Below are 18,081 nucleotides of genomic sequence, written 5' to 3'. Positions count from 1 at the left end.
CCACGCTCTATTTCGCGCTGACATATTCCATAGAAAAGAGAACCCCGCACCGTCTAGCGATGGCACAGAGCTGAACAGCCAGCTGATCTGGCAACGTGATCCGGTCACGCCTGCGGCCAGTGGCAGCCTACAGGAATTGGGGTTTGGCGCGTCAGGCTTTTCCGAGCCGCTTGAGCAGCTCTTGCTGCACCAGCGGGGTAACAAAATTTGACACATCCCCATCCAGCCTGGCGATTTCCTTGACCAACTTGGAGGCAATGGCCTGGTGCCGCGCTTCGGCCATCAGGAACACGGTCTCAACCGAGCTGTCGAGCACACGGTTCATACCAACCATCTGATATTCGTATTCAAAATCAGCAACCGCCCGCAGGCCACGCACAATGATCTGTGCCCCGACATCATGGGCGCAATTGATCAGCAGGTTTTCAAAGGGATGCACAACGATCTGCGTACCGGTCTGCTCGCTCAGTTTGGTGCATTCCGCCTCCAGCATCGCCACCCGCTCTTCCAGTGAAAACAGCGGTCCCTTGTCGCGGTTGATGGCAACGCCAATGACCAGTTTATCAACCAGCGCACTTGCCCGGCGGATGATGTCTGTGTGACCCAAAGTGATGGGATCAAAGGTCCCCGGGTACAAGCCGATACGCATAGGTCTCTCCTGCCGTATTCTTGTTTCTGTCTAAGATCTTGAGCGGAGCAAACATCGGAACCCCCTCGGATGCAAGAGGGGGAAAATACGCAAAGACAAATTCCCGCGCGTCACGTGGTCGCGACCAGACAAAGCCAGATCACGGCCCCAGGGAACCAGGGAACCAGCCCGCACCGTTAGGCCAGGATACCAGCGCCGCCAGCCGGACACGGCCAAACGAGCGGCGCTGATGACAGGGGTCAGTGCCCCATAATCATGCCTTCCAGGGCGTTCTTTTCCATGGCAATTTCAGCAAGCTGCGCCTTGACCACATCGCCCAGCGACACCAGGCCGATCATTTCACCATTCTCGACCACAGGCATGTGACGGAACCGCCCGTCTGTCATCTGCTGCAACAGATCCTCGACATTGGATTGGGTGGAACAGGTCACCAGCTTGGAGGTCATATAGTCGCTGACAGGTCTATCCAGACAGCCGGCGCCGTTTTGCCCCAACTCGCGCACAATATCCCGCTCTGACAGGATGCCTTCGGCCGTTTTGCCATCCGACGACACCACGACGGTACCAATTCCCTTGCCAGACAACAGACGGGCCGCATCCGCTACAGAGGCATCCGGGGCAACGGTAACAACCTCAGCGCTCGCCTTGGATTTCAGAATCAATTGAACCAGCATATGCGCTCCTTCTGGTAATTTTATTGCGTATCACCAAGGGTTGCCGCAACGCCGCGTCAAGTCAAGGCCTCGAGTCTGGCAACCTCTTCGCGGATTCCCTTGGTAAGCGCCTGAGCAAACCGGTTGAGCCGCTCGCTGCGCTGATCGCCCTGGTGGCGCACCAGATAAAAACTGCGGGTAAGGCTGATCTTGTCGGTCAACACCTTGCGCAGCATGCGATGGGCCGGCAACGAGAAATCATGCGCCACACAAAGCGCCGTACCCTGCGCCGCCAGTTTGATCTGAACCGAAACGGAATTCGACGCCAGCGCCACCCGTTCAACGCCAAGGTTGCTCAGGTAGTCCAACTCCTGATCAAAGATCATATCCGGTATATAGCCAATCATCTTGTGACCCTTCAGGTCTTCCAGCTTTTTGATTGGCGGGTGTTTGCGCAGGTAATGATGTGATCCGACCATGTGCAATTTGTAATCTGTCAGCTTTTGCACCAAGAGCTGCCCGGCGGTGGGCGCGCTGACAGTCACGGCCATATCGGCCTCGCGGCGGCTGAGGTTGATCACCCGAGGCAGCGCCACGATCTGGATATCCAGATCCGGGTGCTCTTCGCAGATTTGGGCGCAGACCTGGGGCAGAATGTAATTGGCGCTGCCATCGGGCGCGCCAATACGGATCTGCCCCGACAGGGTGTCGCTTGGCCCGGTCAGCGCCTCGGCTCCGGCCCGCATTGCCTGTTCGGCGGCTTCAGCATGGACCAGCAGGCGGTCCCCCGGCGCGCTCAGCGCATAGCCCTGCGGGGATTTCACGAACAAAGGCGTCTCTAGCGCCGCCTCAAAGCGGGAAACACGTCGGCCCACCGTGGCCGGATCCATTTTCAAAATACGTCCGGCGCCTGATAGGCTTGCCTCGCGGGCAACAGCCAAAAACACCTTCATATCATCCCATTGAGCATCCATACACGTGATCCACTCTGCCTGCGAAGACGCCTTTTGCGCCCTTAACCATTTGCGTTCCTGCAAACCCTCTTTGAAATCTTTCCCCTTTTCCACCTCTTTTTGCAAGACTAAGCTTTGCGCAACTGATCCAGAGGAGGTTTTCTCATGCAAGAGCTCACCCATTATATCAACGGTGAACACGTCAAAGGCACATCCGGCCGTTTTTCGGATGTGTTTAACCCCGCCACTGGCGAAGTGCAGGCCAAATGCCCACTGGCCAGCAAAGACGAAATGGCCCAGGCCGTCGCCGTTGCCGCAGCCGCCCAGCCTGCTTGGGAAAAAGTGAACCCACAGCGCCGCGCCCGGGTGATGATGAAATTCGTCGACCTGCTGAACCGCGATATGGACAAGCTGGCGGAAACCCTGTCGCGTGAACATGGCAAGACCTTCCCCGACGCCAAGGGCGACATTCAGCGCGGTCTGGAAGTGGTGGAATATTGCATTGGCGCGCCACAGCTGCTGAAGGGTGAATTCACCGATAGCGCCGGCCCTGGCATCGACATGTATTCCATGCGTCAGGCCCTGGGTGTGACAGCGGGTATCACCCCGTTCAACTTCCCGGCGATGATCCCCATGTGGATGTTTGCCCCAGCCATTGCCTGCGGCAATGCCTTCATCCTGAAACCATCCGAGCGCGACCCATCGGTACCTTTGATGCTGGCGGAACTGTTGGAAGAAGCAGGCCTGCCAAAAGGCATCATCCAGGTTGTGAACGGCGACAAAGAAGCCGTGGATGCGATCCTGTTTGACGACACCATCCAGTCGGTTGGCTTTGTTGGCTCCACCCCGATCGCCGAATACATCTACGGCACCGGCTGTGCCCAGGGTAAGCGCGTCCAGTGCTTTGGCGGCGCCAAGAACCACATGATCATCATGCCCGACGCAGATCTCGACCAGGCGGCTGACGCCCTGATCGGTGCCGGCTACGGCGCGGCTGGCGAACGTTGCATGGCGATTTCGGTTGCGGTTCCCGTCGGCAAAGAGACGGCTGATCGGCTGATCGAAAAACTGATCCCACGTGTTGAGACGCTGAAGGTTGGCCCCTACACCGCTGGCGATGATGTTGATTACGGCCCGGTTGTGACCGCAGCTGCCAAAGCCAATATCGAGCGTCTGGTTCAAACCGGCGTTGATCAGGGCGCCGATCTGGTTGTCGATGGCCGTAACTTCAGCCTGCAGGGCTATGAGGATGGCTTCTTTGTTGGCCCCAGCCTGTTTGACAATGTCACCACCGACATGGACATCTACAAGCAGGAAATCTTTGGTCCCGTGCTGTCCACCGTACGCGCAGAAACCTATGAGGAAGCGCTGTCGTACGCGATGGATCACGAATACGGCAACGGCACCGCGATCTATACCCGCGATGGCGACACCGCCCGTGACTTTGCCAACCGGATCAACATCGGCATGATCGGCATCAACGTGCCAATCCCTGTGCCACTGGCCTACCACACCTTTGGTGGTTGGAAGAAATCCGCCTTTGGCGATCTCAACCAGCACGGTCCGGATGCATTCAAATTCTACACCCGCACCAAGACCATCACCTCGCGCTGGCCTTCGGGCATCCGCGAAGGCGGCGAATTCAACTTTAAAGCAATGGACTAAAGCACTGCTTTAAAGTTAAAATAGGAAAGAGCCCCGAAAATTTTCGGGGCTCTTTTCATGTCTACCTTGCCCGCCCCTGACAAAAGGATCTGCCGCAAAAACGAAATTGTGAAGCCCTAGGGCCTTTCACCACTGTGGCGGTTTCCCATATGGATGTCGTGAATTCATAACAATCAGAGCAGCCCTCCCATGTCTTCAAAACCAATCCACCGTCGCACCGCCCTGCTTGGCCTCGGCGCAGCCCTGGCCACCCCCAGCCTGCTGCGGGCACAGGCAAGTGATGTGCCCTCCAATGATGCGTTTCCCCAGACTGAGGCGCCAATTTCCAACCAGCCATCGGTGAAGCGCAATATTTCATCCTTCAAGCAGCAACGCTGGCAAGACCACTTTGATGAACTGGGTATCGGCTGCTTGCTGGCGGATGTGGAATCGCGCGCAGTTCACTATTGGGGCGGCGACGGTGAGACCTACCGCCTCTATCCCTCTTCTGTCCCCATGTCCGAAGAACTGACCAAGCGCGGCTACACCAAGGTGATCCGCAAAGCGCAAAACCCCAGCTGGACGCCGACCGCAAACATGCGCGAACGCGACCCCTCGCTGCCCCTGCGCATGGAGGGCGGCCCTGGCAACCCGCTTGGCACCCGCGCCATGTATCTGAGCTGGCCGGCCTATCTGGTCCATGGCACCCATGACACCCGCAAGATCGGGCGCCAAAGCTCCTCCGGATGCATTGGCCTTTACAATCAACATGTTGAGCAACTGTACCCATTGGTCAAAGTCGGCACCCAGGTGCGTATTCTGTAGCGCATATCATAGCGCAGACAACATCGCCTTACACGACAAAGCCGTGCCCTCCACTGGAAGGCGCGGCTTTTGCCTATCTGGGCCAGCGGCGCAGCCATATTCTTGCAGCACCGCTTTGCGTGCGCGCTGCTTGCTCTTGTGGCTGAGGGCGGGTATTAAATAAACAACCGTTCAATTCATACGCGCCAGGGAGGACATGACGTGGATTTTGCTTTGACCGAGGAACAGACCGCGATTTTTGATATGGCTCACGCATTTGGCCAGGAAAACATCGCGCCTTTTGCACGTCAGTGGGAATCTGAGGGCACCATTCCAAAAGAGCTTTGGCCGCGCGTCGGAGAGCTGGGTTTTGGCGGGCTATATGTCAGCGAAGAAACTGGCGGCTCGGCTCTGTCACGACTGGATGCCACATTGGTGTTTGAGGCCCTGTCGATGGCCTGCCCATCGGTCGCGGCCTTTTTGTCGATCCATAACATGTGCGCCAAGATGCTGGACAGCTTTGCCAGCGACGAGATGAAGGCGCGGATCATGCCGGATGTTCTCTCGCTCAACACCGTGCTCAGCTACTGCCTGACCGAACCGGGATCGGGTTCGGACGCCGCAGCATTGAAGACCCGCGCTGACAAGACAAATGAAGGCTACACGCTGAACGGCAACAAGGCCTTTATCTCGGGCGGCGGCTATTCCGACGCCTATGTCTGCATGGTGCGCACCGGCGAAGACGGCCCCAAGGGGATTTCCACCGTCTATGTCGAAGACGGCACGCCGGGCCTGTCCTTTGGTGGGCTGGAAGACAAGATGGGCTGGAAAAGCCAACCCACAGCGCAGGTGCAGTTTGACGATTGCAAGATCCCGGCCAACAACCTGGTCGGCGAAGAAGGCAAGGGATTCAAATACGCCATGATGGGCCTGGACGGCGGACGGCTGAATATCTCGTCCTGTTCGCTGGGCGCCGCACAGACCGCGCTGAACCTGACACTGCAATATATGTCAGAACGTAAGGCCTTTGGCAAAAGCATCGACCAGTTCCAGGGGCTGCAGTTCCGCCTTGCGGATATGGAAATCGAGCTGCAGGCCGCGCGTGTCTTCCTGCGTCAGGCCGCCTGGAAACTGGACCAGGGCGCGCCGGATGCCAGCAAACACTGCGCCATGGCCAAGAAATTCGTCACCGAGGCCGGGTCAAAGATCGTCGATCAGTGTCTGCAGCTGCATGGCGGCTATGGCTACTTGGCAGATTATGGCATCGAAAAACTGGTCCGCGATCTGCGGGTGCATCAGATCCTTGAAGGCACCAATGAGATCATGCGGGTGATCGTCGCACGCCATCTGCTGGCCGAACACGCCTGAACGCGCTAAAACGCAAGCCCACAGGGCCAACTGCGAGGACAATATGAGCGATATCAATATTCGTGTGACCGGTCAGGCCGGTCGCATCACCCTGACCCGTGGCGCGGCGCTGAATGCGCTGTCCTATGATATGTGCATGGCCATAGACGCAGCCATGCGCGCCTGGGCTGGGGACGACGCCGTAAAGCTGGTGGTGATAGATGCCGAGGGCGAGAAGGCCTTTTGCGCCGGCGGCGATATTGCTGAACTCTATGACACCGGCACAGCGGGCGATTATGCCTATGGTCGCAAGTTCTGGCGCGATGAATACCGCCTGAACGCCTATATCTTTGAATACCCCAAACCGGTGGTCAGCTTCCTGCAGGGGTTCACCATGGGCGGCGGCGTCGGTATCGGCTGTCATGGCACCCACCGGGTGGTGGGCGACAGCAGCCAGATTGCCATGCCCGAGGTCGGCATTGGCCTGATCCCCGATGTGGGCGGCACCTTGATGCTGGCGCTGGCACCCGGGCGTCTGGGCGAATATCTTGGCACCACCGCCAGCCGAATGAAGGCCGCCGATGCGATCTATGCCGGCTTTGCCGATCACTATATCCCCGAAAGCTTCTGGCCGGTTCTCATTTCCGGGCTGGAGCGCGATGGCGATCCACAGATACTGGAATTTGCCGCGCAAAAACCGCCCGCTGGCACGCTGGAGCCGCTGCAGGCCGATATCGATCGCTGCTTTGCTGGTGAAACCCTGACCGATATCCTGACCGTTCTCAGGGCGGATGAAAGCGATTTTGCCGAAACCACGCTGCGGACAATGGGGCGCAATGCACCGCTGGCCATGGCCTGCACGGTTGAATTGCTACACCGGCTGCGCGGCAGTCAGCTGGGTATTCGCAAAGCCCTGAAGAACGAATACCGCTACACTTACCGGTCGATGGAAAAAGGCGATTTCCTAGAAGGGATCAGGGCCCAGATCATTGACAAGGACCGCCAACCCAAATGGAAATATGCAGCGCAGGAGGTCCCCGCCAGTGCCGTCAGCCAGATGCTGATGCCTCTGGGTGCGGATGCGCTGGTTTTTGAGGAGGAAAACACATGAACATCGGATTTATCGGCCTTGGCAATATGGGTGGCCCCATGGCCGCGAACTTGGCTGCCGCAGGCCATGTGGTCACCGGCTTTGACATGGCAGATGTCGCCATCGAGGGTGTTACCATGGCGGCCTCGGGCGCTGAGGCCGCCACTGGCGCTGACGTGGTCATCACCATGCTGCCCAACGGCAAGATCCTGCGTGCGGTTGCAGACGAAATCCTGCCCGCCATGACCGCCGGAGCCACCCTGGTGGATTGCTCTACCGTGGATGTGGACTCGGCGCGTGCCGTTGCCCAGCAGGCCGCCGCTGCGGATCTGTTGTTTGTCGATGCGCCCGTTTCCGGCGGTGTTGGCGGCGCGGCAGGTGGCACCCTGACCTTTATGGCCGGTGGCAGTGCGGCAGCCTTTGCGAATGCAGAACCTCTCTTTGCCATCATGGGCCAGAAGGCAGTGCATTGCGGTGAGGCCGGCGCGGGCCAGTCGGCCAAGATCTGTAACAATATGATCCTGGGCGTTACCATGCTTGCTACCTGTGAAGCCTTTGCCCTGGCTGACAAACTGGGGCTGGATCGGCAAAAGATGTTTGATGTGGTTTCCACCTCTTCGGGCTATTCCTGGAGCATGAATGCCTATTGCCCGGCCCCCGGTGTCGGCCCGCAATCGCCCGCCGACAACGATTACAAACCTGGCTTCGCCGCCGAACTGATGCTGAAAGATCTGCGCCTCAGCCAGCAGGCAGCTGCCAGCGCTGATGCCGACACCCCAATGGGAGAGCTGGCCCAGGCGCTCTACACCCAGTTTGTCGAGACCGAAGGCGGCGAAGGTATGGATTTCTCGGCCATGTTGCCGCGCTTTGAAAAACGCAGCCACAGCTAGAGCATGTTGCGCAAAATTAGGCACAGGGTTTTCGCCTCAAGACATGCAAGATAAATGACTAGAGCCTGTCTCGTGACTGTAAATGAACGAGACAGGCGCTAACGTCCCTGCAACGTGTGGAACCGGCCCGGACCTGCGCGCCCTTCTGGACGCCACTCCGGGCCGATGCCACCCGCAAGCCAGCCCAGCAGCTGTCCACGATTGCAACCAGATCTTGTCAAATTAGTTGAAAATTCTGGAAATCTGCACGGCTGCACCATATTCCCGCCCAAGTTCGCGATGATACTTGCACAAAGGCCACTGCTAAACGTGGCCAAATCAGAGTGCAGGATCTCTCATGGCCACCGCGACAGAACTTGATATCAACACCTCTGCGACCGCCTCACAGATGGCGGAAGAGATCTTTGGCGATGGTACTACGATCGTCTCTGCCAGCTATTCCGGCGATGCGGCCTCTTCCGGGATCTATTCCGGCGCGGATACCACCGTCGCAGGCGTGGCCCCGTCGGACAGTGGTGTTATCCTTTCCACAGGCTATGTTAAGGATTTCACCAACAGTTCCGGCACCAGCAACACCAACACGTCAGGCAATACCAGCAGCAACACCAGCGGCGCCAATAGCGATAGCGATTTTAACGCCCTTGCCGGAACCAGCACCTATGATGCCTCGTTCATGGAGATCGAGTTCATCCCGGACGGGGATGTCCTGACACTGGACTTTGTGCTTTCGTCCGAAGAATACCCAGAGTTTTCGAGCTCGCAATACAATGATGTGGTTGGTGTCTGGATCAACGGCGTACAGGCCGAGGTCACCATTGGCGATGGCTCTGCCTCGATCGGGAATATCAACCAGAACGATACTGAAAATATCTATGTCGACAATACGGGCGATCAGTATAACACCGAAATGGACGGGTTTACCGTCACCCTGACATTTACCGCCCCGGTCAACGTCGGCGAGATCAACACCCTGAAGATTGGTGTCGCCGATGTCGCTGACAGCAGCTATGATACCAACCTCATGGTGGCAGGCGGATCGGTGCAGACCGCATTTGTCGCCATGGACGACACTGTAGATATCGGCCTTAACACATCGAAAACATTGGATGTCCTGTCAAATGACAGCAATACCACTGGCGGTGTTCTGACCATCACCCATATCAATGATGTTGCTGTCACCGCAGGCGATACCGTCACGCTCGCCACAGGACAACAGATCACTCTGAACCCTGATGGCACCCTAGAGGTGCTATCTGATGGTGATGATGAAACCAGCTATTTCAACTATACCGTCGAAAACGACAGTGGCGATACAGATACCGCACTGATTGAAATAAATCAGGCCCAGGCCTGCTTTGTCGGCGGTACCCTGATCGAAACCGATAAAGGCCCCATTGCGATTGAAACGCTGCGCGCGGGCATGCGGATCCTGACCCAGGATCACGGGTTTCAGCCCCTGCGCTGGATCGGCCACAGCCAGGTACAGGTGACACCAAAGACCGCGCCAATCCGTTTTGCCAAGGGACAACTGGGGGCAAGTTCCGATCTGTGGGTTTCTCCCAATCATCGGATGCTGGTCACCGGCGCGCTGGCGGAGCTGTTGTTTGGCGAAGCCGAGGTCTTGGTCAAGGCCAAGGATCTGATCAATGACGCCAGCATTCGCCCTGATCTGCGCCAGGACCAGGTGGCATATTACCATCTGCTGTTTGACCAGCACGAAATCCTGACAGCCCATGGTGTACTCAGCGAAAGCTACCATCCCGGGCCGCAAACCACCGAGGGCTTTGACGCTGAAACCCAGGCAGAGCTGTTTTCCCTGTTCCCTGAGCTGCAGAGCAACCGGGAAACGGACCAAATGCCAAACTATGGCGCGGCCGCACGCCCTGCCCTGCGCAGCTATGAGGCGCAATTGCTGATCCAGAGCATGGGCTAGACAGTCTAACCAGGATCGCCAAACAGCGCCTGTAGCTGCTCTTGCGTGTCCTGATCGGCGGGGAACATCAGTTCAAGGCGCAGTTCAGACATCGCCAGATCGCCCGCTGTCGTAAACTGCGATAGGGTTGAAAACAGCTTCAGATCCACACCGTCTAACCGATAATGGGCCGGAATCACTGCGGGGGTTTCGCCCATCTCCGGTGGTGACAGCGGTATAACCCGCTGTTTTAACTGCGCAATTGCGCGCTCCAGCACCGGGTCCTTGCCCAGATGCGCAAGCTCGCTGCGCAGCCGCGTCAGGGTCAGCGCTTCGATCTGTTCCAGATTGACCAAGGCCGCGCGCAGGGTTTCATTTTCGCTCAGCGCATCAATCAGACTATCGCCCTGTTGCAGCCCGGCCCGCATCATCAACGCCTGCGCCGGCGGGTTCATCGCCTGCAAGATCCAATGGGCATCAATCACGATAGCCGGATAGGGCGCATGGCGCTGCAACACCCAGTCCACCGCCTGTTGCAGCGGTGCACGCGCCTCTGCGTTCAGCGAGACAGCCCCATAGGCGGGGGCAAGCCCCGCAGCCAAGAGCAATTGATTGCGCGCACTTAGCGGCATCTGCAATTCCTGCCCCAACCGCAGCACCATATCCCGGCTGGCCCGCGACCGCCCGGTTTCCAGGAATGAAACATGGCGAGCAGACACCCCGGCAGAAAGCGCCAGGTCCAGCTGGCTCATCCGGCGGATACGTCGCCATTCCTTCAGAACTGCGCCAAAGCCGCCCATGGCTGCCCCCCTTATTCACGTTGCCAGACTGCTAAATCATACGGGTAACGCAGTCACTTACCTCCAAGGTAATTGTTTCACGTCAAGGGCCCGGTCACCATCCAACCATCCCATTTGGAGAGACGCGATGACACAGGAAACAACAATACGCTTGCTCAAACTCGCGGCTTTCGGCTCGGTGTGTTTTGGATTGGCCTTGGTATTGGCACTGATCACACCGCTGCGGGGGGTTTTTGATATCTTCTTCGATCTGGTCCATTACCCGCTGGATGGGCAGCAAACCCTGACGAGCGACAGCGGCCGTGTTCTAGCTGCAATCACCGGCGGGTTGATGGTTGGCCTTGGTGCGATAGTCTGGCGCATTGTGCAAGATATCTACCCCCAAGACCCGGCCACTGGCGGGCGCATTATCCTACTCGGTGTCTGGACATGGTACCTGCCCGACAGCTTTGGCTCTGTCATGGTTGGGGCTTGGTTCAATGTGGTGCCCAACACTGTATTCCTGGCGCTCTTTGTGCTGCCAATTCTGCTGCACAGCCATTCACAAAGAGCACCAGAAGGCTGAATTTACATAATTTTCTCAGAAAAAGCCACGGGGTCTGGCCGGGGAATTCCCGGCCAGACGTCGCTATTCAGCCGCCAGTTTCTTTGCGGACAGCATATCCTTGAGATAATGGCCCGTGTGGCTACGCGGTTCTTTTGCAACCGTTTCCGGCGTGCCGACCGCGACAATTTCGCCGCCGCCGTCGCCGCCTTCGGGGCCGATATCAATGATCCAATCGGCAGTTTTGATCACATCCAGATTGTGTTCGATCACCACCACGGAATTGCCCTGATCAACCAGTTCATGCAGCACCTCCAGCAGCTTTTTCACATCTTCAAAATGCAGCCCCGTTGTCGGTTCATCCAGAATATAGAGCGTCCGGCCGGTAGATCGTTTTGACAGCTCTTTCGACAGTTTCACCCGCTGCGCCTCACCCCCAGACAGGGTGGTGGCCTGTTGGCCAACCTTGATATACCCAAGGCCAACGCGCATCAGCGCATCCATCTTGTCACGAATAGAGGGCACCGCCTGAAAGAAGGTCTGCGCCTCTTCAACTGTCATATCAAGCACATCTGCAATGCTCTTCCCCTTGAAACGCACCTCTAGCGTTTCCCTGTTGTAGCGCGCGCCCTTGCAGGTTTCGCATTCCACATAGACATCCGGCAGGAAATGCATCTCAATCTTGATGACCCCATCCCCCTGGCAGGCCTCGCAGCGGCCGCCCTTGACGTTAAAGCTGAAGCGCCCCGGTTTATAGCCACGCGTCTTTGCCTCTGGCAGGCCGGCAAACCAATCGCGGATCGGGGTAAAGGCGCCGGTATAGGTGGCGGGGTTTGATCGCGGTGTGCGGCCAATGGCGCGCTGGTCGATGTCGATCACCTTGTCCAGATGCTCCAACCCCTTGATGCTTTCGCAGGGCGCCGGGGTCTGGCGGGCACCATTGAGCCGCATAGAGGCGGTTTTGAACAGGGTTTCAATCGTCAGGGTCGATTTCCCACCGCCCGACACCCCCGTCACACAAAGAAACTTGCCCAGGGGGAATTCAGCGGTGACATCTTTCAGGTTGTTGCCACTGGCCTTGACCACCTTCAGCTTTTTCTTGTTACCCTTGCGCCGCTTGGCCGGAACCGGGATTTCGCGCACCCCTGCCAGATACTGCCCGGTAATGGAATTCGGATCAGCGGTCACCTCGGCGGCGGTGCCATGGCTAACCACTTGCCCGCCATGCACCCCAGCGCCGGGGCCAATATCAAAAACGTAATCCGCCTGGCGGATCATGTCTTCGTCATGTTCCACCACGATAACCGTATTGCCCTGATCGCGCAGGTTTTTCAGGGTGGTTATCAGCCGGTCATTGTCGCGTTGATGCAAGCCGATCGAGGGCTCATCCAGCACATAAAGCACCCCTGTCAGGCCCGAACCAATCTGGCTGGCCAGTCGGATCCGCTGGCTTTCGCCCCCCGACAGGGTGCCACTGGCGCGCGACAGGGTCAGGTATTCCAACCCGACGTTGTTGAGAAAGCCAAGGCGCTCGCGGATCTCTTTGACAATAGCGCGGGCGATTTCCTGCTTTTGCTTGCTCAGGTGGTTGGGCACATCTTCGATCCAGGCCAGGGCCTCGCGGATGGATTTCTGCACCACCTGCCCCACATGCAGCCCGGCGATCTTGACCGCCAGCGCCTCTTCGCGCAGGCGGTAGCCCGCGCAGGCGCCACAGGGGCGGTTGTTCTGGTAGCGTTCAAATTCTTCGCGGATCCAGTTGCTATCGGTTTCCCGGTAGCGCCGTTCCATATTGGGAATGACGCCCTCAAAAACGCGGGTGACCTCATAAACCCGGCCCCCTTCGTCATAGCGGAACGGGATTTCTTCCGCGCCAGAGCCGCGCAGGAACACCTGCTGAACCTTGGGCGACAGGTCTTTCCACTGGGTATTCTTGTCAAATTCATAGTGTTTGGCGATGGATTCGATGGTCTGCAGAAAATAAGGCGATTTGCCCTTGCGCCAGGGGGCGAGGGCACCGTCATAGATCTTCAGGCTTTGGTCCGGTACCACCAGACGTTCATCAAAGAACAGCTCCATCCCCAGCCCGTCACAGACAGAACAGGCGCCAAAGGGGGCATTGAAGGAAAACAGCCGCGGTTCGATCTCGGGGATGGTGAAGCCACTGACCGGGCAGGCAAAGTTTTCACTGAAGGTAATCCGTTCTGGCTCACCCTCTCGTGGGGCAGTTTCCAGAATGGCGATGCCATCGGCCAGATCCAGCGCGGTGCGCAGGGAATCCGCCAGCCGGGTCTCCAGGCCTTCACGTACCACAAGCCGGTCGACCACCACATCGATATCGTGACGAAATTTCTTATCCAGGGTTGGTGGCTCGTCCAGCTCGTAGAATTCTCCGTCCACCTTGACCCGCTGAAAGCCCTGCTTGCGCAGCTCCAGGAACTCTTTCTTATACTCCCCCTTGCGATCACGCACGATAGGCGCAAGCAGGAAGCCCCGTGTCCCCTCCTCTAGCGTCATCACCCGGTCTACCATGTCCTGCACCTGCTGGGCCTCGATCGGCTCGCCGGTGGCCGGACTATAGGGGGTGCCGGCACGCGCAAACAACAGGCGCAGATAATCGTAGATCTCGGTCACGGTACCGACGGTGGAGCGCGGGTTTTTGGAGGTGGTCTTTTGCTCAATCGAAATCGCTGGGGACAGCCCGCTGATATGGTCCACATCGGGCTTTTCCATCATATCCAGGAACTGTCGCGCATAGGCCGACAGGCTTTCGACATAGCGGCGCTGGCCTTCGGCATAGATGGTATCAAAGGCAAGCGAGGATTTTCCCGATCCCGACAGGCCGGTGATCACCACCAGTTCATCACGCGGAATATCCACATCGATATTCTTGAGATTATGTTCGCGTGCGCCGCGTACCTCGATGGATTTCAACTCAGCCATAGTGCCCTCGTGCCCAATACCCTGGTCGCGCAAATCTGCCACGCCAGCCTTCGCCCTACAGATAGGCAATGCGGCGCAAGACTCCAACAGGAAAATGAGAACATTAAAGGAACATATGCCGAGTTTTGGCAGCAGGCCCGCCAAATATGGTGCCCTGCCCTAACCGCCCTAGCTGCGCGCGCGAAATATCGCGGTCAAATCGCCCCAACGGCAGCGCTGCGCCGCCAGGCCAGGATCTGATGCACCAGGAAGCCGCCCAAGAGCAGCACCAGCAACACGGCGATCAGGCCCGGCACCCCGGCAAGGGACAGCGCCAGAACCATCAGCGGCGTACCGATGGAATTGCCCAGATTGCCCGCCTGGGCCATGGCCCCATTGGATTGGGCGCGGTCTTCATCGCTTTCGTTCAACTGCGGGACAGCCGCAAAAGAGCCCCCCTGCACCAGCCCCAACGCCGCCGACAGCGCCAGGCAGGCCAGCGGATCCCCCGGCGCGCTCCCCAGCCAGATCACCCCGCCCGCCGCCAGCAGAAACCCCAACTGGGCCACCTTCACCGCAGTCATCAGGCGCATCAGATAGACCCCCAGCGTCATTGAGGTTGCAATGCTGGCCAGCGGCATCGCCATCAGCACAGCAGCGCGCTGCTCAGGCGGGATATAGGGCGGTATCACCGTCAAAATGGCGACAAAACAGCAGGTATAAAAGAGCCAGCCCGCCGCAGGCGCCACCTGCCAGGCAGAACGATACACCGGTAGATGCAACCGTGGCAGCGCCATAAGTGCTGGAAAAGGCTGGCGTGGTGGCACTGGCATATCACGCATCGCGCGGCTTAGCCACAGGGCCAGTCCCGCCATCACCAGGGCATGGGCAACAAAAAGGGAAACCAACCCAAAGCGCGCCACCAGCGGCAGGCCAAACCAGATCAACAGGGAAAAGGAGACGGAGAAAAATGTGCTCCACAAGGACATGACAAAACCGCGGTGATGCGGCGTACTGATCGCTGCCATCAGCGTTGGCCCCGCCACCACAACGCCAAGATGTGACAGCCCTTCGATCAGCCGAGAGAAAAGAAACAGCCCGTAAGGCAGATGCAGCGCCTGCAGGGCCGACATCGCGGCCCCCAGCCACAGCGCCCAGACCAGGCTGCGCCGATAGCCGATCGAGCTGACAAACAGCCCCGCCACCAGGCCAAGGATAATGCCGACGATACCGACAAAGGACACCGAAAAGCTGATCCCTGCCCCCACATCGGGGTAGAGTTCTGCCATTCGGTCAAAGATCACACTGATCTTGCCATATTGCGCCGCAACGCCCAGACCAGCCGCCCAGACCGCAACAACCAAAGGCCAGCGTGTTATTGTCTGCACTTCCATCCGGCCCCCTTGCGACGCGAAAGCGGCAGATGCCCGCGTCTTTCCCGACCAGTCTTAGACCGGGAAATTTGCAAGTGCCAGTTGCGAAATATCTCGATTGCAACATGGCAGGGCAGTATTGGCAGGGCCGATGCGCGCGCGTGGCGCGTGTCGCCCCACGGATATGATTGCAGCCAGAAAGAACAAGGCCCGCCCCAGTCGTGGGGGCAGGCCTTGCGCCGCTATCACTATAACGCGGCCAGAAACACAGGGCGGCCCGTGCAGCACCCGCTGACGCCCCCTGATATATGGATGGACCTTAGATATGGATGGCCCGGTCAAAGGCCTCAAGCACGCTTTCGTGCATCATTTCGCTTAGGGTGGGATGCGGGAAGACCGTGTTCATCAGGTCTTCTTCAGTGGTTTCCAACTGGCGGCCCACCACATAGCCCTGGATCAGCTCGGTGACTTCAGCCCCCACCATATGCGCGCCAAGCAGCTCTCCGGTCTTGGCGTCAAATACGGTTTTGACCAGCCCTTCTGCCTCTCCCAAGGCGATGGCCTTGCCATTGCCGATAAAGGGAAAGCGGCCAACCTTGATGTCATAGCCCAGTTCCTTGGCCTTGGCCTCTGTATAGCCGACACTGGCCACCTGCGGCTGGCAATAGGTGCAGCCTGCGATGCTTTCGGGTTTGACGGGATGGGCATGCTTGCCTGCGATCAGATCCGCCACCATAACGCCTTCGTGGCTGGCCTTATGCGCCAACCAAGGGGCACCGGCGATATCGCCAATGGCATAGAGCCCGTCAACCCCGGTGCGGCAATAGGCATCCGTCACCACATGGGTGCGATCAATCTTGACGCCAAGCGCCTCAAGGCCAAGACCTTCGACATTACCGACGATGCCCACCGCTGAAATCACGGTGTCGAACTCCATCTTTTCGACCTTGCCGCCGGTCTCGATATGGGCGGTCACTTTGCCCTTGCCGCGATCCAGCTGCTTGACCATGGCTTTCTCCATGATCTTCATGCCCTGTTTGACAAAGGCTTTCTTAGCAAAGGCGGAAATCTCGGCATCTTCGACTGGCAACACCCGGTCCATCACTTCAACCACCGTGGTATCGGCACCTAGCGTGTTGTAGAAGCTGGCAAATTCGATGCCAATTGCGCCGGATCCAATCACCAGAAGTTTCTTTGGCATCCGCGGCGGCACCAGCGCGTCGCGGTAGGTCCAGACCAGATCGCCATCGCCTTCCAAACCGGGCAGTTCGCGTGCCCGTGCGCCGGTGGCCAGGATGATATTCTTGGCTTGCAGCTCTTGCACATCCTTGTCGGTCTTGACGCTGACGCGGCCCTTGGCCGGCACAGTGGCCTCGCCCATGATCACGGTAATCTTGTTCTTTTTCATCAGATGGCCAATGCCAGAGGACAGCTGCTTGGCCACCCCGCGCGACCGTTTCACCACCGCGTCCAGATCATAGGTGATATTCTCGGCACCAAGACCGAATTCCTTGGCCCGCTCCATCAGGTGATACACTTCAGAGGAGCGCAGCAGCGCCTTGGTCGGGATACAGCCCCAGTTCAAACAGATACCACCGAGGTTTTCACGTTCCACAATGGCTGTTTTCAGCCCCAGCTGTGCAGCCCGGATAGCGGCGACATAGCCGCCCGGACCGGCGCCAATTACGATCACGTCATAGGTTTGTGCGGCCATGGTCTTCCCTCGACAAAAGGATCAAAAACAAACTAGTTCAGCGTTAAACTACTTTTCAAGAAACTGCAAACCCTCAGTATGGTGCCGTCGAATGGCAGTTCAACCATGCTACATCGCACAGGAAAAGGCCCAGATCTGGCTCGCAGCTTTTGACATTGGGGAAAGCATAGGGTCCCATCCGCCGTGAGACCACCCGTAAATTCCGTTAGAATCGCAAGGGACCAGGCCATGGCAAAGGTAGTTTTCGATCTGTTGAAGGCACTGCTGAATGCAACGCTGCTGCTGCTGGCGCTTTGCCTGTTTCTTGGCTGGCAGCTATCATCTTCCGTTGCACAGGTTAGCCAGCGGCTGAGCGATATCAGCAGCAACCTTCGGCCATTGCACAGCCAGGCCCAGGCAATGACGGAAGAATTCGCCTCCCTCTCGGCGGCAATTTCCCAGGCCGATACCCCCGACAGCAGCGAAATGCCGATCAGGCTTGCCCAGCTACAAGAAGAGCTGACGGCGCTGAAACTGGAAATCCAGTCGCTGAAACAATTGCCCGGTGAAGTGGTCAGCATCGCGGTTGAGACCGCCGTACAGGACCTGTCTGAGGAGCTGTCTCGTTGGTTGCCACAAGGCGGCGCCCAAGCTGACGAAGGCCAGAGTGACGAGAACTAGATTGGCAAGAATGTGACAGGCTGGAACGGAACAGGCTGGAATAGCACAAGCAGGAAGGCGACCCGCCTGCGCGCGGCACCTCGGTAGCAAAACGTCCGCCCGGAAAGACACCAGCCTCACCGGGCG

The 18,081-nt window shown here is 58.2% G+C and carries 15 protein-coding genes; 8 read left to right on the top strand and 7 right to left on the bottom strand.

The window, feature by feature from the left end:
• Nucleotides 1-151 precede the first annotated feature (151 nt).
• From coaD to P2081_RS03630, 3 genes are all read right to left on the bottom strand, one after another.
• Nucleotides 152-649 (bottom strand): pantetheine-phosphate adenylyltransferase, encoded by a 498-nt coding sequence (gene coaD / locus P2081_RS03640; RefSeq protein ID WP_278921528.1) that lies wholly within the window; start codon nucleotides 647-649, stop codon nucleotides 152-154.
• Nucleotides 650-888: 239 nt separating this feature from the next.
• Nucleotides 889-1,323, bottom strand: coding sequence for a CBS domain-containing protein (locus P2081_RS03635; protein ID WP_278921527.1), 435 nt, complete (start codon nucleotides 1,321-1,323; stop codon nucleotides 889-891).
• A 56-nt stretch (nucleotides 1,324-1,379) separates the two neighbouring features.
• Nucleotides 1,380-2,276 carry a LysR family transcriptional regulator gene (locus P2081_RS03630; protein WP_278921526.1) on the bottom strand — a complete coding sequence of 299 codons (897 nt, stop codon included), beginning with the start codon at nucleotides 2,274-2,276 and terminating at the stop codon, nucleotides 1,380-1,382.
• A 144-nt stretch (nucleotides 2,277-2,420) separates the two neighbouring features.
• Here P2081_RS03630 and P2081_RS03625 point away from each other — a divergent pair, with 144 nt between their 5' ends.
• From P2081_RS03625 to P2081_RS03600, 6 genes are all read left to right on the top strand, one after another.
• Nucleotides 2,421-3,920: a CoA-acylating methylmalonate-semialdehyde dehydrogenase gene (locus P2081_RS03625; protein ID WP_278921525.1), complete on the top strand. Its 1,500-nt coding sequence runs from the start codon at nucleotides 2,421-2,423 to the stop codon at nucleotides 3,918-3,920.
• A gap of 189 nt (nucleotides 3,921-4,109) precedes the next feature.
• The gene (locus P2081_RS03620; RefSeq protein WP_278921524.1) at nucleotides 4,110-4,724 is read left to right on the top strand and encodes a L,D-transpeptidase; all 615 of its coding nucleotides are present in this window, start codon (nucleotides 4,110-4,112) and stop codon (nucleotides 4,722-4,724) included.
• 201 nt (nucleotides 4,725-4,925) lie between these two features.
• On the top strand, nucleotides 4,926-6,071 hold the full coding sequence (locus tag P2081_RS03615; protein WP_278921523.1) for an acyl-CoA dehydrogenase family protein: 1,146 nt from the start codon (nucleotides 4,926-4,928) through the stop codon (nucleotides 6,069-6,071).
• 43 nt (nucleotides 6,072-6,114) lie between these two features.
• Nucleotides 6,115-7,161, top strand: a complete 1,047-nt coding sequence (locus tag P2081_RS03610) for an enoyl-CoA hydratase/isomerase family protein (protein WP_278921522.1) — start codon at nucleotides 6,115-6,117, stop codon at nucleotides 7,159-7,161.
• Nucleotides 7,158-8,030, top strand: a complete 873-nt coding sequence (mmsB, locus tag P2081_RS03605) for a 3-hydroxyisobutyrate dehydrogenase (protein WP_278921521.1) — start codon at nucleotides 7,158-7,160, stop codon at nucleotides 8,028-8,030. Before P2081_RS03610 ends, mmsB begins: the two co-directional genes overlap by 4 nt.
• A 337-nt stretch (nucleotides 8,031-8,367) precedes the next feature.
• Nucleotides 8,368-9,963: a Hint domain-containing protein gene (locus P2081_RS03600; RefSeq protein WP_278921520.1), complete on the top strand. Its 1,596-nt coding sequence runs from the start codon at nucleotides 8,368-8,370 to the stop codon at nucleotides 9,961-9,963.
• A 5-nt stretch (nucleotides 9,964-9,968) separates the two neighbouring features.
• Here P2081_RS03600 and P2081_RS03595 read toward each other — a convergent pair whose 3' ends face one another.
• Nucleotides 9,969-10,742 carry a helix-turn-helix domain-containing protein gene (locus P2081_RS03595; RefSeq protein ID WP_278921519.1) on the bottom strand — a complete coding sequence of 258 codons (774 nt, stop codon included), beginning with the start codon at nucleotides 10,740-10,742 and terminating at the stop codon, nucleotides 9,969-9,971.
• A 127-nt stretch (nucleotides 10,743-10,869) separates the two neighbouring features.
• On the opposite strand from P2081_RS03595, the gene P2081_RS03590 reads away from it, so the two are divergent.
• The gene (locus P2081_RS03590; RefSeq protein WP_278921518.1) at nucleotides 10,870-11,307 is read left to right on the top strand and encodes an excinuclease ABC subunit A; all 438 of its coding nucleotides are present in this window, start codon (nucleotides 10,870-10,872) and stop codon (nucleotides 11,305-11,307) included.
• Nucleotides 11,308-11,370: 63 nt separating this feature from the next.
• Here the strand turns inward: P2081_RS03590 and uvrA are convergent, their stop codons facing one another.
• From uvrA to lpdA, 3 genes are all read right to left on the bottom strand, one after another.
• On the bottom strand, nucleotides 11,371-14,229 hold the full coding sequence (gene uvrA, locus P2081_RS03585) for an excinuclease ABC subunit UvrA (protein WP_278921517.1): 2,859 nt from the start codon (nucleotides 14,227-14,229) through the stop codon (nucleotides 11,371-11,373).
• Nucleotides 14,230-14,423: 194 nt separating this feature from the next.
• Nucleotides 14,424-15,602 (bottom strand): MFS transporter, encoded by a 1,179-nt coding sequence (locus P2081_RS03580; protein WP_278921516.1) that lies wholly within the window; start codon nucleotides 15,600-15,602, stop codon nucleotides 14,424-14,426.
• Nucleotides 15,603-15,900: 298 nt separating this feature from the next.
• Nucleotides 15,901-17,295 (bottom strand): dihydrolipoyl dehydrogenase, encoded by a 1,395-nt coding sequence (gene lpdA / locus P2081_RS03575; protein WP_278921515.1) that lies wholly within the window; start codon nucleotides 17,293-17,295, stop codon nucleotides 15,901-15,903.
• A gap of 228 nt (nucleotides 17,296-17,523) precedes the next feature.
• On the opposite strand from lpdA, the gene P2081_RS03570 reads away from it, so the two are divergent.
• A complete protein-coding gene (locus P2081_RS03570; protein WP_278921514.1) occupies nucleotides 17,524-17,955 on the top strand; it encodes a hypothetical protein in 432 nt (143 codons plus the stop codon).
• The last annotated feature ends 126 nt before the right edge of the window (nucleotides 17,956-18,081 follow it).

The sequence above is a fragment of the Pseudophaeobacter profundi genome (assembly GCF_029697505.1).
In the GTDB taxonomy this organism is placed as follows: Bacteria; Pseudomonadota; Alphaproteobacteria; order Rhodobacterales; family Rhodobacteraceae; genus Pseudophaeobacter; species Pseudophaeobacter profundi.
This window is presented reverse-complemented; position numbering and strand designations above follow the sequence as displayed.